The organism is Streptomyces sp. NPDC087787, from assembly GCF_044743035.1.
In the GTDB taxonomy this organism is placed as follows: domain Bacteria; phylum Actinomycetota; class Actinomycetes; order Streptomycetales; family Streptomycetaceae; genus Streptomyces.
The window spans coordinates 104,225-119,495 of the sequence record NZ_JBIUVQ010000004.1; the positions used below are offsets into that span (position 1 = coordinate 104,225).

A 15,271-nucleotide genomic window follows, 5' to 3' on the forward strand; every position below is an offset into this window, starting at 1 on the left:
TCAGATCCGGTCAGATCATGGCTAAAATCAGACGCCTGTCTCCTTCAGTGCCCGTTCACCCGCCGCCCTCATGGCGCCGAGCGGCGCGGGTGCACACCCTGTCATCCGCTCCACTTGGAGCACGGCCTGGTGGAGCAGGAGATCCAAACCGCTCACGACCGCGCCCCCGTGTTTCCCCCAGGCTGCAGCCAAGGATGTCGGCCACGGCGCGTACAGCACGTCGAAGAGAGTGCCGGGCCGGTCGGGCACACGCGGAGCCAGGAAATCGGTGGCCCCCGCCGGAGTGGTCGCGATGACCAGGGGGGCCTCGAGGGCGCGGTCCGCATCGGCCCAGTCCGCGATCCGCACCTCCACGCCGAGACGTCCGCCCCAGTCCCGCATCTCGCCGGCGCGCGCCTCGCTCCGGACGAAGACGGTCACAGGCCCCGAGCAGATGCCGGCCAGCGCGGCGAGCGCCGACGATGCCGTGGCGCCGGCGCCGAGGATCGCCGCGGTCCCCACCTCTTCCAGACCCCGCTCCCGCAGCGCGGCGACCACGCCGGGGATGTCGGTGTTGTCACCGATGCGGCGCCCGCCATCCGTGATGACGACCGTGTTGACGGCTTCGACGGAGCGGGCGGTCGCACTGATCTCGTCGAGCAGCGGAATGACCGCTCGTTTCAGCGGCATGGTGAGGGACAGCCCCGCCCATGACGCGTCGAGTCCCTTGAAGAAACCGGGCAGCGCCGCCTCGTCCACGTCGAAGCGGCCATACGTCCAGTCGGTGAGACCCAACTCCGCGTAAGCAGCCCTGTGCAGCACAGGGGACAAGGAGTGCGCGATGGGCGAGCCGAGAACCGCGGCACGCTTGGCCGTGTTCATTGACCTGATTTTTCCCGTTCCTTCTTGTATTCTTCCACGTTCCTGTTGTGCTCTTCGTTGGTCACCGAGAACACCGTCTTGTCCTCGTTGATCGACACGAAGTAGTACCAGGGGCCCGGCGTCGGTTTCATCGCGGCTTCGACGGCCACCTTGCCGGGGTTGCTGATGGGCCCCGGCGGAAGTCCCTTTATGTTGTACGTATTGTACGGATCGTCGATCTGCCGCAGGTCCTTCACCTGGCCGACGTCCAAGGTGCTCTGGCCCTTGAGGTAGTTGACGGTGGAGTCCATCTCCAGTCGGCCGGCCGTCTCGACATTGTCCGGCTTGAGGCGGTTGTAGATGACACGGGCGACCTTCGTGAAGTCGTGCTGGTACTTGCCTTCCACCTGGACGATGCTCGCCACCGTGAGGAGTTGCCACGGGCCGTCGAGCCCGAGGCGTTTGGACTCCTTCTCGAGGCCCATGCTCGTGTACTCCGCGCCGGCCCGCGCCACCATCTGCTTCAGAACGTCCTTGGGCTTCTGCCCCTTGGCGGCCGAATAGCTGGACGGGTAGAGGAAGCCCTCCAGCGGATCCTTGACGTTCTTCTGATTCACCGCCCAAGCGGGCAGACCGAGGCTCTTCCATTCGCTCTTGGCGACCTTGGCCGTGGTGCCCTCGTCCAGTTCCAGGCGCTTGTCGATGAGCTGGTAGATGTCGGCGTTGCGCAGGCCCTCGGCGATGATCAGGTTGCTGCGGCTCTCGGGGCTGAGCATCAACCGGACCGCGCTCGCGGCCGACATGTGCTTCTTCAGCGTGTAGACGCCGTCCTGGATCTGCTTGCCGTTGGGGTTCGCACCCTGCGCGGAGACGAACGCGTCCACGCTCGCGACGACGCCCGCCTTCTTCAGCTCCTGCCCGATCACATAGCCGCCGGCCCCCTTGGGGATGACGACCGTGACCTGCTCGGCATTGCCGTCGCCCGCGAAGTCCGGCGCGGCGCCGAAACGGTTCTCGTAGAACTGGTAGCCGTACCAGACGACTCCGACCGTGCCACCGCCGAGCACCAGGGCGACGATCAGGCAGGCGCAGCCGCTACGGCGCTTCTTGCTCTTGCCCTTGCCGCCGCGGCCCTTGCGGTCGCCGCGCCCCCGGCCTTCCTTCGGATCGTCGCTGTCGGCGTCGGCGTCCTCGTCGTCGCCGCCTCCGCCCGCGAAGAACGCGTGATCGTCCTGCTCGGGTTCGGGATCCGGGTCCCAGTCCGGCCGCGGCTCCGGCTCGGCGCGCCGACGGCTCGGCGGCTCCGGCGGCGGGTAGGCCTCGGGAGTGCCGTAGAGATCGGGCTGCTCAGCGCCGTAGGCCGCGGTCTGCTGGCCGTACGGGTCCGCCGGGTCGGCGGGGTAGGCGGGCTGCTGCTGTCCGCCGGCGCCGTCCCAGCCGCCCTGGTCGTGGCCCTGCTGCTGAAGGTGCCCCGCGTACTGCTGGTCGTACTGCTGCTGGCCCTGCTGGTCGTACTGCTGCTGGCCGTGCTGCTGCTGACCTTGCTGCCCGTACTGTTGCTGACCTTGCTGCCCGTACTGCTGCTGGCCCTGCTGGTCGTACTGCTGCTGACCCTGCGGGTCGTAGTGCTGCTGCTGGTACTGGCCGCCGTAGCCGTCCTGCTGACCCTGACCCCAGTCCCCGTACTGCGCCTGCTGCGACTGCTGCGGGTGGTGCTGCGGCCCACCGCCGTAGGGGGACTGCGGGCCCGCCTGGGCCTGCTGTCCTCCCCATCCGCCGTCCCCGTACAACGGGTCCTCCGGATGCCACGGTTCGGGACCTGGGTCCCGGCCATACTCAGTCATCGATCCCCTAGAGCCGCGAGGCGGCGGTCACACGGCCGTGTGCCCCGGCTTCCGTTCCGCCTCTTTCTCTGCGTCGTCTGTTCGAACACAGGCGCATCGCGCGGAACGTTACCGTATCGCGATCAGATGACCACTTCGACGCCCTCACCGGGTGCTTTCCCTGACACCCGTTCGGATTCGAGGGCCTGCTGCAGGATGATGACGGCCGCGGCCTGGTCGATCACGGAGCGTCCCTTCCTGGACTTCACGCCCGAGGCCCGCAGCCCCTGACTGGCCGTCACCGTGGTCATCCGCTCGTCCACCAGGCGGACCGGGACCGGGGCGATGCCCTTGGCCAGCTCGCCGGCGAAGGCGCGGACCTTGACCGCGGCCGGGCCCTCGCCCCCCTTGAGGGAACGCGGGAGCCCGACGACGACCTCGATCGGCTCGTACTCCTCGACGAGCTGCCGGAGCCGGCGGTGGGCCGCGGGAACGTCACGGCCAGGAACCGTCTCCACCGGGGTGGCGAGGATCCCGTCGGGGTCGCACGAGGCGACCCCGATCCGGGCGTCCCCGACGTCGATCGCGAGCCGACGTCCTCTTCGCATCACTTGGCCGTTTCCGCCACGAGCCGCTCCACGGCGTCCACGGCCTCGCCCACGGCGGCCGGGTTCTGCCCGCCGCCCTGGGCGACGTCCGGCTTGCCGCCACCGCCGCCGCCGAGGGTCTTGGCGGCCGTGCGGACCAGGTCACCGGCCTTCAGACCGCGCTCGCGGGCGGCCTCGTTGGTGGCGATCACCGTGAGCGGCTTGCCGTTGTTCACGGTGAACAGGGCGACCACGGCGGCCCGGCCGCCCTGGATCCGGCCGCGCACGTCGAGCACGAGCTTGCGCAGGTCGTCCGGTGTGGTGCCGTCCGGGACCTGCCCCGTGACGACGGCCACACCGCGGACGTCCTTGGCGGACTCGGCGAGACCGGCGGCGGCCTGGAGCACCTTCTCGGCGCGGAACTTCTCGATCTCCTTCTCGGCGTCCTTCAGCTTGCCGAGCATGGCGGAGATCTTCTCCGGCAGCTCCTCGGGGCGGCCCTTGACCAGCTCCTGGAGCTGGGCGACGACCGTGTGCTCACGGGCCAGGAAGTTGTAGGCGTCCACTCCGACCAGGGCCTCGATACGGCGCACACCGGAGCCGATCGACGACTCGCCGAGCAGCTTCACCAGGCCGAGCTGGGCGGTGTTGTGGACGTGGGTGCCGCCGCACAGCTCCTTGGAGAAGTCGCCGATGGTCACCACGCGCACGCGCTCGCCGTACTTCTCGCCGAACTCGGCGATGGCGCCCTGCTTCTTGGCGTCGTCGATGCCCATGACCTCGGCGTGCACGTCAAGGTCGCGGGCGAGCACCTCGTTGATCTTCTGCTCCACGTCGGTCATGACCGCCGTCGGGACGGCGGACGGGGAGCCGAAGTCGAAACGGAACCGGCCGGGCTGGTTCTCGGAGCCGGCCTGGGCGGCCGTCGGGCCGAGGGCGTCGCGCAGCGCCTGGTGGGTCAGGTGCGTGGCGGAGTGGGCGCGGGCGATGGCCTTGCGGCGGCGCGAGTCGATCGAGGCGTGGGCCCTGGCGCCGACGGTGACCTCGCCGACCTGGACGACGCCCTTGTGGACGTACACGCCCGGGACCGGCTTCTGGCAGTCGCGGACCTCGATGACGGCGCCGGAGTCCACCTTGATCCGGCCGGTGTCGCCGATCTGGCCGCCGCCCTCTGCGTAGAAGGGGGTGCGGTCGAGGACGATCTCGACCTCGTCGCCCTCGGTGGCGGCCGGGGAGGAGGCGCCGTCGACGAGGATGCCGACGATCGTGGACTCGCCCTCGGTGTCGCTGTAGCCGATGAAGTCGGTCTCGCCGGCGGAGTCGGCGATCTCCCGGTAGGCGCCGAGGTCGGCGTGGCCTGTCTTCTTGGCCTGGGCGTCGGCCTTGGCGCGCTCCCGCTGCTCCTTCATCAGGCGGCGGAAGCCCTCCTCGTCCACGGAAAGGCCCTGTTCGCCGGCCATCTCCAGGGTGAGGTCGATCGGGAAGCCCCAGGTGTCGTGGAGCAGGAAGGCCTTGTCGCCGGAGAGGACCTTGCCACCGGCCCGCTTGGTCTCGGTGACGGCGGTGTCGAGGATGTTGGTGCCGGCCTTCAGCGTCTTGAGGAAGGCGGCCTCCTCGGCGAGGGCGACCTTCTCGATCCGCTCGCGGTCGGTGACCAGCTCCGGGTACTGCTGCCCCATCATTCCGATCACCACGTCGATCAGGTCCTTGACGACCGGACCGGTGGCGCCGAGCAGGCGCATGTTGCGGATCGCGCGGCGCATGATGCGGCGCAGCACGTAGCCGCGGCCCTCGTTGCCGGGGGTGACGCCGTCACCGATGAGCATGGTGGCGGTGCGCATGTGGTCGGTGACCACGCGCAGCGACACGTCGGAGTCGTGGGCGTCGCCGTAGGCGACACCGGTGAGCTCGGTGGCCTTGTCGATGACGGCCATGGACGTGTCGATCTCGTACATGTTCTGCACGCCCTGCAGAATCATGGCGAGCCGCTCCAGGCCGAGCCCGGTGTCGATGTTCTTGCTCGGCAGGTCGCCGAGGATCTCGAAGTTGTCCTTGCCGGTGCCCTCGCCGCGCTCGTACTGCATGAAGACGAGGTTCCAGATCTCCACGTACCGCTCGTCGTTGACGGCGGGGCCGCCCTCGACGCCGAACTCGGGACCGCGGTCGTAGTTGATCTCGGAGCAGGGGCCGCACGGGCCGGGCACGCCCATGGACCAGAAGTTGTCCTTCTTGCCCAGGCGCTGGATGCGCTCCTTGGGCACGCCGACGACCTCGTGCCAGATCCGCTCGGCCTCGTCGTCGTCCTGGTAGACGGTGATCCAGAGCTTCTCCGGCTCCAGGCCGTAACCGCCCTTGTCCTGGGGCGCGGTGAGCAGCTCCCAGGCGAGCTTGACGGCGCCTTCCTTGAAGTAGTCGCCGAAGGAGAAGTTGCCGCACATCTGGAAGAAGGTGCCGTGCCGGGTGGTCTTGCCGACCTCTTCGATGTCGGGGGTGCGCACGCACTTCTGCACGCTGGTGGCGCGCGGGAAGGGCGGCTTGACCTCGCCGAGGAAGTAGGGCTTGAAGGGCACCATGCCGGCCGGGACGAGGAGCAGAGTCGGGTCGTCCGCGATGAGCGACGCCGAAGGGACGACGGTGTGCCCGCGCTCCTCGAAGAAGCTCAGCCAGCGGCGGCGGATCTCAGCCGACTCCATCAGTGGTCCTCATTCCGGTTGTACGAGTACGTCGTGTGCGGGTGTTCCGAGGACGCCGGGCCCTCGACGTACTTCGGGTGGTTGCGGTTCTCGATGGCGGTGTACCGCCTGGACGGGGGCAGTTCCGGGCCGACGGGGGCGTTCATGCCCAGTGCCTCGCCGAGTTCGGCCTCCCGCTGGGCCATGTTGTCGCGGACGTCGAGCGCGAAGCCGAGGGCGCGGTCCTTGAGCCGGTGGCCGGCATCGACCGCCTTGGCCGCCGCGGTCACGGCGAGGCTCTCGGGGGTCAGCTGCTTGAGTTTGCGGTTGACCTTGGTGGTGGCCCACACTCCGGCGGCGACACCGGTGGTGAACCAGAACGTACGGCGGAACATCGCTAGTCCTTACTTCTCCCGGTTGTTCCGCTTTCCCCGCCGCGCGGCCGGGACGGTGCGGCCCACGATCACGGTACGCCTCGGCGCCTTGCCGGGCGCGTCCTCCTTGCGGCCGCCCAGTGCCCTGCGCACGCCGTAGCCGAAGGCCGCGACCTTGACCAGCGGGCCGCCGAAGGTGGAGGCGACGGTGGTCGACAGCGCGGAGGCGTTGGACGTGACCTCCTGGACGTCGGAGGCGATCGCGTCGACGCGGTCGATCTGGGTCTGCGCGGAACGCACCGCCTGGGAGGCCTCGGCCAGCAGCGGGACGGCCTGGTCGGTCACGTCCGCGACGAGTCGGGTGGTCGCCTTGAGCGTCTGGGCCAGCCTCGCCAGTGCGACGGCGAGGAAGGAGACCAGGATCGCCCAGAAGACGGCCACCAGGATCCCGGCCACCTCTCCACCGGACACTGTGCGCACCCGCTCCCTGAAACGTGCCTGTACATCGAGAAAGTCGTGCACCGAGCCTATCGCGCCGAGGGTGCGGCTCCGTACCGGATTTGCGCCCGTGTGCCGGTGGCACGAGCGAGCCCGCCGTCCCGCCCGCCTGAGAGGGCGGGGAGACGACGGGCCGGGTGGTGCTGCGGTGCTACGGCCTGCCGGTGATCAGCGGGCGTAGTACTCGACGACGAGCTGCTCGTCGCAGATCACCGGGATCTCCTTGCGGTTCGGCTCGCGGTCCAGGCGGAACGCCAGGGCCTTGAGGTTCACCTGGAGGTAGCGGGGGGTCTCGCCGTCGGGGGCGAAGCCACCCTCGCGGGAGACCTGGAAGAGGGTCTTCTCGCGGCTGCGCTCGCGGACCTGGACCACGTCGTCGGGACGGACCTGGAAGGACGGCTTGTCGACCTTCTTGCCGTTGACCTGGATGTGGCCGTGGACGACCATCTGGCGGGCCTGGTAGATCGTGCGGGCGATGCCCGAACGCAGCACCAGGGCGTCAAGACGCTTCTCGAGGTCGATGACCAGGGCTTCACCGGTCTTCATCGACGTCTTGGCGGCACGCTCGTAGGCGCGGACGAGCTGACGCTCGCTGACGTCGTACTGCGCGCGCAGACGCTGCTTCTCCAGCAGACGGACCTTGTAGTCCGAGTTCTGCTTGCGGCCACGACCGTGCTCACCCGGCGGGTAGGGGCGCGCCTCGAAGTACTTGACGGCCTTCGGGGTCAGCGCGATGCCGAGGGCACGCGACTTCTTGACCTTGGGGCGGGACTGGTTCGCCATGAACCAAACACCTCTTGTCTTCTGTACGAATACGGCTTCACCAGGGTTAGGGGAGGTCGCATCCGCAGCCGGGGAAACCCGCCGGAACCCTGCCGGGCCGGAGGGCAGCCGCTCCCCTGGTCTGGGCACATACGTGCAGCACGCGAGTGGCCCACCGGCCGTTCCCGGAGCTCCGGGTGGTGGTGGGCTGCCCGCGACACCGTTCGACGGTGCGCGACGCTCCTGGATCCCCGCCGCTCTGCGAACGGCGGAGTTCCGGCTGAATGTCCCGCTCTGGTGGCGCCGGTTCCCCTTTCGGGGTTCCGGACACGGAACTCAGCGCTTCGAGGCAGTCTACAGGGCGCTCAGGACCGCTTCCGACCCAGGTGCTTGCGGGTCCACTCCACCGCGTCCGCGTACCGCGCCTCGGCGCCGTGCCGGCCCGGGGCGTAGTACTCGCGGTCCTTCAGGGCGTCCGGCGCGTACTGCTGGGCGGCGATGCCCTCGGGCAGGTCGTGCGGGTAGACGTACCCCTGTGCGTGCCCGAGCTTGGCCGCGCCCTTGTAGTGCCCGTCCCGCAGATGGGGCGGGACCGCTCCGGCCAGTCCCTTGCGCACGTCGTCGAGGGCCGCCCCGATCGCCGTCGTCGCCGAGTTGGACTTGGGGGCGAGGGCCAGGGCGATGGTGGCGTGGCTGAGGGTGAGGGCTGCCTCGGGGAAACCGATCATGGCGACGGCCTGGGCGGCGGCGACCGCGGTGGGCAGCGCGTGCGGGTCGGCCAGACCGATGTCCTCACTGGCGGAGATCATCAGGCGGCGGGCGATGAACCGGGGGTCCTCGCCGGCCTCGATCATCCGCGCCAGGTAGTGCAGGGCGGCGTCGACGTCGGAGCCGCGAATGGACTTGATCAGGGCGCTGGCGACGTCGTAGTGCTGGTCGCCGTCACGGTCGTACTTCACCGCGGCCCGGTCGACGGTCTCCTCGAGCGTGGTCAGGCCGATCTCGCTCTCGCCCTTGTCGAGGGCGGCCCCCGCGGCGGCCTCGAGGGCGGTCAGGGCGCGGCGGGCGTCGCCGCCGGCGATGCGCAGCAGATGGTTCTCGGTGTCCTCGGGGAGGCCGACGGCCGACCTCAGTCCGCGCTCGTCGGTGAGCGCGCGGCGCAGCAGACCGCGTACGTCGTCGTCGCTGAGCGGTTCGAGGGTGAGCAGGAGCGAACGGGAGAGCAGCGGGGAGATCACCGAGAAGTACGGGTTCTCCGTGGTGGCCGCGATCAGCGTCACCCAGCGGTTCTCGACCGCCGGGAGCAGGGAGTCCTGCTGCGCCTTGCTGAAACGGTGGATCTCGTCCAGGAAGAGGACGGTCTCCTGGCCGTACCCGCCGGAGGCGCGGCGGGCGCCGTCGATGACCGCGCGGACCTCCTTGACGCCCGCGGTGATGGCCGACAGCTCCACGAACCGCTTGTTGGTGGCCTTGGAGACCACGTACGCCAGGGTGGTCTTGCCGGTGCCGGGCGGGCCCCACAGGATCACCGAGGAGGGTCCCGCGGGGCCGCCCGCGCTCTCGCCGACCAGCCGGCGCAGCGGCGAGCCGGGCTTGAGCAGGTGCTGCTGGCCCACGACCTCGTCGAGGGTGCGCGGGCGCATCCGTACCGCCAGGGGACTCGCGGCCGGGTCCTTCTCCTGGCGTTCTTCACTTGCGGCGGTGAACAGGTCGGGCTCCACGCTGAAACCCTATGGCACACCGCCGACAACGCGGCCGGACGGTGGATCACCGGCTCCGGCTCAGGCCCAGAGGCTGCTGCCCCAGCGGGTCAGGATCAGCATGACGATGACACCGCAGTGCGTGACGGGCAGCACCCAGGTGAACTCGGCGAGGAAGTTCTTCACCGGGCGCGGTGCGGGCAGGAAGCCGTTGCGGATGTTGAAGGAGGTCACGTACCAGAACATGACGATCGTGGCCGCCCAGGCCAGCGAGCACCACAGGCACAGCGCGTTGATGCGGTACAGCGACTGGAACTGGAGCCAGGTGACGAAGCAGACACCGAAGAGCGTGCCGAAGTTGAACGTCAGCCAGTACCAGCGCGGGAAGGTGGCGCGGCCGAGCAGGCTCATGCCGACGCAGATGACGATGCCGTACGCGACCAGGCCGAGCAGCGGGTTGGGGAACCCGAAGACGGTGGCCTGCTTGCTCTCCATGACGCTGCCGCAGGAGACGATCGGGTTGAGGCTGCAGCTGGGGGTGAAGGTCTTGCCGCTGAGCTTGCCCTCGAGGATCTTCTGCTTGTCGATCGTGATGATCCACGCGGCGAGCAGACCGGCCGCTCCGGTGATCACCAGCAGCAGGGCGAAGGCGCGGCTGCCGCCCACGGTCCGCGGCGCGGTCACCGCGCGCTCCGGCTCGGGCTCCGCGGAGACGTGTTTGACTGTCGTCTTGCTCATCACGCCGATTCCGTCACTTGTGAGTTGGACCTTCTTCGGGCACGGCCATTGTGCCGCACGTGCGTGTGTGGACACCGTCAGGTGGCGAGACGGAGTATGCACGGCCGTACCCGAACGTTCGGTTCCGGACGATGATCGGACCATGACGGTGAGCGACCTCGCGGTGGGCGTACGGGGGCTGCGCAAGCGGTACGGGGCGTCACCGCGGTCGACGGGATGGACCTGGCGATCAGGAAGGGCGAGGTCCTGGGGCTGCTCGGGCCCAACGGCGCGGGCAAGAGCACGACGGTGGAGATCATCCAGGGCCACCGCTCACGGGACGCGGGTGAGGTGACGTCCTGGGGGCGGACCCGGCGAGCGCCACGCGCGCGTGGCGCTCACGCGTCGGAATCGTCTGGCAGGACGAATCGGCGCCCGCCGAGTTGACGGTCCGCGAGACCGTGCGGCACTTCGCCCGGTACTACCCGCGGCAGCTCTACGTCCCGTCCATGGTGGCCTCGGGCATCATGTCGACCAGCTTCCAGTCCCTGGGCATGTCGATCGCGGTCGAACGGGACGAGAAGGTGCTGCGCCGGCTGCGCGGCATGCCGATGCCGCCGACCGCGTACTTCCTGGGGAAAATCTGGCTGGTTCTTTTCACCGGCGTACTGGAGACGGCGATCCCGCTGTTCGTCGGCACCACGCTGTACGGCGTCCGTCTGCCCTCGGACGCGACCCGGTGGTTCCACTTCTCCTGGATCTTCCTGGTGCTCGCGGCCTGGTGCGCCGGCGGACTGGTGCTGTGCCTGCTGACGTTCCGCTGGAAGGACCGGCGGGTGGGCTGAGCCCGGAAGAAGGCCGCGACGGCGAAGGGCGCCGGTGCCCGGACGGGCACCGGCGCCCTTGCGTGAGAGCGTCAGCCGAGGCGGGCTTCCAGTTCCGCGACGATCTCGTTGACCGCGATCGCCGTCTGCTCGCCGGACTCCATGTCCTTGAGCTGGACGACGCTGTCGGCGAGGTCGCGTTCGCCCGCGACGAGCGCGAAACGGGCACCGGACCGGTTGGCCGCCTTCATGGCTGCCTTGAGTCCCTTGTGGCCGTAGGTGAAGTCGGCGGCGATGCCCACCTTGCGCAGTTCGGAGACCTTCGCGAAGAGCACCCGGCGGGCCTCCTCGCCGAGCGGGACCGCGAACACGCTGGTGGTCGCCGGGAGTTGGAGTTCTACGCCCTCCGCCTCCAGGGCCAGGACCGTGCGGTCCACGCCCAGCGCCCAGCCCACCGACGGCAGGGCGGGGCCGCCGATCATCTCGGACAGGCCGTCGTACCGGCCGCCGCCGCCCACCGCGGACTGGGATCCGAGCCCGTCGTGCACGAACTCGAAGGTGGTGCGGGTGTAGTAGTCGAGTCCGCGGACCAGCTTGGCGTCGTCCTCGAAGGCGACGCCCTGGGCCTCCAGGAGCGACCGCACTTCCTCGTGGTACGCCTTGCAGGCGTCGCACAGGTAGTCGCGCAGCAGCGGGACGCCCGTGAGCTGCTTCTGGACCGACTCCCGCTTGTCGTCCAGGACGCGCAGCGGGTTGATGTCGATCCGGGCGCGGGTGTCCTCGTCCAGGTCCAGCCCGCGCAGGAAGTCCTGGAGCGCGGCCCGGTAGACCGGACGGCACTCCTTGTCGCCGAGGCTGTTGAGCAGGATGCGGAACTCGCGCAGGCCCAGCGAGCGGTACGCCTGGTCCGCCAGGATGATCAGCTCGGCGTCCAGGAACGGGTCCTCCGCGCCGATCGCCTCGGCGCCGACCTGCGAGAAGTGGCGGTAACGGCCCTTCTGGGGACGCTCGTAGCGGTAGTAGGAGCCGGAGTACCACAGCTTGACCGGCAGGTTGCCGGCCTTGTGGAGGTTGGCCTCCAGGGCGGCACGCAGGACGGACGCGGTGCCTTCGGGCCGCAGCGCGAGCCGGTCGCCGCCCTTGGTCTCGAAGGCGTACATCTCCTTGGTCACGATGTCGGTGGACTCGCCGACCCCGCGCGCGAAAAGCTCCACGTTCTCGAAGCCGGGGGTCTCGATGTAGCCGTAGCCGGAGTCGCGCAACGGGGCGGCGATCGCCTCGCGGACCGCCAGGAACTTGGCGGAGTCCGGCGGGATCAGGTCGTACGTGCCCTTGGGGGCCTTGAAGGTGCTCACGGGAGGTCTCTCGTCACATTCCTCGTCGGGGAGCGCCGTCCAGGTCCGCTCCCGGGCCGGCGGCCACCTGCCGCAGATACGGGTTGGTGGCGCGCTCGCGGCCGATGGTCGTCTGGGGGCCGTGGCCGGACAGCACCACGGTCGAGTCGTCGAGCGGCAGGCACACGCGGGCCAGCGAATCGAGCATCTCGGCCATGTCACCGCCGGGCAGGTCGGTGCGTCCGATGGAGCCGGCGAACAGCAGGTCCCCGGAGAAGAAGACCGGCGGGATGTCCGCGGCCTCGGGCATCCGGAAGGTCACCGACCCCTTGGTATGGCCGGGCGCGTGCGCGACGGAGAACTCCAGGCCGGCCAGCTCCAGTTCGGCGCCGTCGGCCAGCTCCCGGACGTCGTCCGGCTCCCCCACGGTCAGCTCGCCCATCAGCGGCATGCCGATGGAACGGCCGAGCGCCTTCTCGGGGTCGCTCATCATGAACCGGTCGGCCGGGTGGATCCAGGCCGGGACGTCGTGCGCGCCGCACACCGGGACGACCGAGGCGACATGGTCGATGTGGCCGTGGGTGAGGACGACGGCGACGGGCTTGAGCCGATGCTTCCTGATCGCTTCCTCGACGCCTTGGGCGGCCTGGTGGCCGGGGTCGATGATCACGCACTCCTCACCGGCGGCGGGGGCGACGAGATAACAGTTCGTCCCCCAGGCCCCGGCGGGGAACCCGGCAATGAGCACGATCGTCCTTCGTTGTGTCGATACGGGCGGCTGAAGCTGTTGTCAGAGCCTACCGGCGCTGCCGGATCCTCAGCGAACCCATATACGGTACGGGTCACACGCGGGTGCCCGCCTCGAACGACGCACCCGTACCGGTGGACACACGAGACGCTGAGGAGAGAACGCGGTGGTCAGCCAGGAGCAGCGGCGACGTCAGCTCGCCCGGGAGAAGTTCTTGCGGCAGCAGCAGCGGCGCACCGCCACGCGGCGCAAGGCACGCGTAAGGAACTCCGTGATCGCGTCGGTACTCGGCGTGGTCCTCATCGGCAGTGTCGCGCTGTACACGACCGGGGTGATGAAGAGCGGCAAGGACGACAAGGCCAACGCGAGCGCGGAGGTCACCCCCAGCGCCTCGGCCACCAGCAAGGCCCCGGACCCGTGCGCGAAGCCGGCCGCCGGCTCGGTGAAGAAGCTGAGCTGGGACAAGGAACCGGCGATGACGATCGACAAGTCGGCGAAGTACACGATGGCGCTCGACACCACGTGCGGCACGATAGACCTGGATCTGAACGCCTCCGCGGCGCCGCACACCGTGAACTCCTTCGACTTCCTGGTCGGCAAGGGCTTCCTCGACCACACGAAGTGCCACCGGCTCACCGCGGAGGGCATCTACGTCCTGCAGTGCGGCGACCCGGAGGGAACGGGCCGGGGCGGCCCCGGGTACACGATTCCCGACGAGAACCTCAAGGACAAAAGCCTGAAGGGCGACGTCTATCCGGCGGGCACCGTGGCGATGGCGAACACGTCGCAGCCCAACAGCGGCGGCAGCCAGTTCTTCCTGGTGTACCAGGACAGTCCGCTTCCGCCCAGCTACACCCCCTTCGGCACCGTCTCCGAATCCGGCATGAAGGTGCTGAAGAAGATCGCCGACGCCGGTGCCCAGCCCGCCGATCCGCAGACGGGCAACACCGCCCCGAACGCGACCGTGGTGATCAACAAGGCGACGGTGACGAAGTCCTGACGTCAGCGGCGGCCAGCTGGGAAATTTCGGTCGCGCTGGATGCGGACAGGCCACCCGCCGGTCGCCTATGTTGGCGGTGACGAAACTGTGGACGATGCCCGGGGGAGCTTCGAGGCCCTCCGCAGGCATCATGTGGAGGAGGCGCTGTGAGCAGCGACCCGTGGGGCCGCGTCGACGAGACGGGGACCGTGTACGTGCGTACGGCCGACGGCGAGCAGGTCGTCGGTTCCTGGCAGGCCGGCTCCCCCGAGGAGGCACTGGCCTACTTCGAGCGCAAGTACGAGGGCCTGGTTGTCGAGATCGGCCTCCTCGAGAAGCGAGTGCAGACCACCGACCTGTCGGCGAAGGACGCCCAGGTCGCCGTCGACCATCTGCGGGAGCAGGTCGAGGCGCACCACGCGGTCGGTGATCTGGAGGCGCTGCGTGCCCGGCTGAACAAGCTGGTCGAGACGGTCGAGGCACGCCGTGAGGAGCGCAAGGCGCAGCGCGCCCGGCAGGCGGACGAGGCCCGGCACGCCAAGGAGGCGCTGGTCACGGAGGCCGAGGAACTGGCCCGTTCCGACCAGTGGCGGGCGGCCGGGGAGCGGCTGCGCGCGCTGGTGGACACCTGGAAGGGGCTGCCGCGTCTGGACCGCAAGTCCGACGACGACCTGTGGCACCGCTTCTCGCACGCCCGGTCGGCGTTCTCCAAGCGGCGCAAGGCGCACTTCGCGCAACTCGACGCTCAGCGTGAGGACGCGCGCAAGGCGAAGGAGCGGCTGGTCGCCGAGGCCGAGGCGCTGTCCGGCTCGACGGACTGGGGCCCCACCTCGGCCCGCTACCGCGAGCTGATGACGGAGTGGAAGGCCGCCGGCCGTGCCCAGCGGGAGCACGAGGACGATCTGTGGAACCGCTTCCGCGGTGCCCAGGACGTCTTCTTCGCCGCCCGCAGCTCGGTGTTCGCCGAGCGGGACGCGGAGCAGGCGGAGAACCTGAAGCTGAAGGAGGAGCTGGCCGAGGAGGCCGAGAGGCTCCTGCCGATCACGGATCTGAAGGCCGCCCGGGCCGCCTTCCGCTCGATCAACGAGCGCTGGGAGGCCATCGGCCATGTGCCGCGCGACGCCCGTCCGCGGGTGGAGGGCCGGATGCACACGGTCGACCGGGCCCTCCAGGAGGCCGAGGAGGCCGAGTGGCGCCGTACGAACCCGGAGGCGCGGGCGCGGGCCGAGGGTCTGACCGGTCAGCTCCAGGCCGCCGTGGACAAGCTCCGGGGGCAGGTCGAGCAGGCCCGTGCCCAGGGCAACAACGCCAGGGCCGACAAGCTGGAGAAGGAGCTGGAGGGCCGCCAGGCGCTCCTGGACCAGGCCCTGAAGGGTCTGCAGGAGTTCGGCGGCTGACCACTGCCGCGCTGTA

General features: G+C 69.6%; 13 protein-coding genes and 2 pseudogenes. 4 read left to right on the forward strand and 11 right to left on the reverse strand.

The genetic code is table 11. The annotated features are described in order from the left end of the window. Positions 1-27: 27 nt before the first annotated feature. From ACIOWN_RS08335 to ACIOWN_RS08375, 9 genes are all read right to left on the reverse strand, one after another. Positions 28-861, reverse strand: coding sequence for a shikimate dehydrogenase (locus ACIOWN_RS08335; protein WP_401981161.1), 834 nt, complete (start codon positions 859-861; stop codon positions 28-30). Next, positions 858-2,684 (reverse strand): endolytic transglycosylase MltG, encoded by a 1,827-nt coding sequence (gene mltG / locus ACIOWN_RS08340; RefSeq protein ID WP_401981164.1) that lies wholly within the window; start codon positions 2,682-2,684, stop codon positions 858-860. The genes ACIOWN_RS08335 and mltG overlap by 4 nt, the downstream gene beginning before the upstream one ends. Positions 2,685-2,806: 122 nt before the next feature. Further along, entirely contained in the window at positions 2,807-3,271 is a 465-nt protein-coding gene (ruvX, locus tag ACIOWN_RS08345; RefSeq protein WP_362347082.1) for a Holliday junction resolvase RuvX, read from the reverse strand. Beyond that, positions 3,271-5,943: an alanine--tRNA ligase gene (alaS, locus tag ACIOWN_RS08350; protein WP_362347080.1), complete on the reverse strand. Its 2,673-nt coding sequence runs from the start codon at positions 5,941-5,943 to the stop codon at positions 3,271-3,273. The genes ruvX and alaS overlap by 1 nt, the downstream gene beginning before the upstream one ends. Then, a complete protein-coding gene (locus ACIOWN_RS08355; protein WP_362347079.1) occupies positions 5,943-6,317 on the reverse strand; it encodes a hypothetical protein in 375 nt (124 codons plus the stop codon). Before ACIOWN_RS08355 ends, alaS begins: the two co-directional genes overlap by 1 nt. A gap of 9 nt (positions 6,318-6,326) precedes the next feature. Further along, a complete protein-coding gene (locus tag ACIOWN_RS08360; protein ID WP_362347077.1) occupies positions 6,327-6,776 on the reverse strand; it encodes a DUF948 domain-containing protein in 450 nt (149 codons plus the stop codon). 186 nt (positions 6,777-6,962) lie between these two features. Then, on the reverse strand, positions 6,963-7,577 hold the full coding sequence (gene rpsD, locus ACIOWN_RS08365) for a 30S ribosomal protein S4 (protein ID WP_100567868.1): 615 nt from the start codon (positions 7,575-7,577) through the stop codon (positions 6,963-6,965). Positions 7,578-7,921: 344 nt separating this feature from the next. Then, positions 7,922-9,277 (reverse strand): replication-associated recombination protein A, encoded by a 1,356-nt coding sequence (locus ACIOWN_RS08370; protein WP_362347075.1) that lies wholly within the window; start codon positions 9,275-9,277, stop codon positions 7,922-7,924. Positions 9,278-9,337: 60 nt separating this feature from the next. After that, the gene (locus ACIOWN_RS08375) at positions 9,338-9,994 is read right to left on the reverse strand and encodes a vitamin K epoxide reductase family protein (protein WP_362347073.1); all 657 of its coding nucleotides are present in this window, start codon (positions 9,992-9,994) and stop codon (positions 9,338-9,340) included. Positions 9,995-10,136: 142 nt separating this feature from the next. On the opposite strand from ACIOWN_RS08375, the pseudogene ACIOWN_RS08380 reads away from it, so the two are divergent. Both ACIOWN_RS08380 and ACIOWN_RS08385 read left to right on the forward strand, forming a co-directional pair. Next, positions 10,137-10,464 (forward strand): annotated as a pseudogene (locus ACIOWN_RS08380) (ATP-binding cassette domain-containing protein); the annotation flags it as partial. Further along, positions 10,465-10,818 (forward strand): annotated as a pseudogene (locus ACIOWN_RS08385) (ABC transporter permease); the annotation flags it as partial. 71 nt (positions 10,819-10,889) lie between these two features. On the opposite strand, the gene hisS reads toward ACIOWN_RS08385, so the two are convergent. Together hisS and ACIOWN_RS08395 are read right to left on the reverse strand one after the other, a co-directional pair. Next, positions 10,890-12,152 carry a histidine--tRNA ligase gene (hisS, locus tag ACIOWN_RS08390; RefSeq protein ID WP_362347071.1) on the reverse strand — a complete coding sequence of 421 codons (1,263 nt, stop codon included), beginning with the start codon at positions 12,150-12,152 and terminating at the stop codon, positions 10,890-10,892. A gap of 13 nt (positions 12,153-12,165) precedes the next feature. Further along, positions 12,166-12,879: an MBL fold metallo-hydrolase gene (locus tag ACIOWN_RS08395; RefSeq protein ID WP_362347069.1), complete on the reverse strand. Its 714-nt coding sequence runs from the start codon at positions 12,877-12,879 to the stop codon at positions 12,166-12,168. Positions 12,880-13,045: 166 nt separating this feature from the next. Here ACIOWN_RS08395 and ACIOWN_RS08400 point away from each other — a divergent pair, with 166 nt between their 5' ends. Together ACIOWN_RS08400 and ACIOWN_RS08405 are read left to right on the forward strand one after the other, a co-directional pair. Next, a complete protein-coding gene (locus tag ACIOWN_RS08400; RefSeq protein ID WP_362347067.1) occupies positions 13,046-13,879 on the forward strand; it encodes a peptidylprolyl isomerase in 834 nt (277 codons plus the stop codon). Positions 13,880-14,025: 146 nt separating this feature from the next. Next, positions 14,026-15,255, forward strand: coding sequence for a DUF349 domain-containing protein (locus ACIOWN_RS08405; RefSeq protein WP_401981169.1), 1,230 nt, complete (start codon positions 14,026-14,028; stop codon positions 15,253-15,255). The last annotated feature ends 16 nt before the right edge of the window (positions 15,256-15,271 follow it).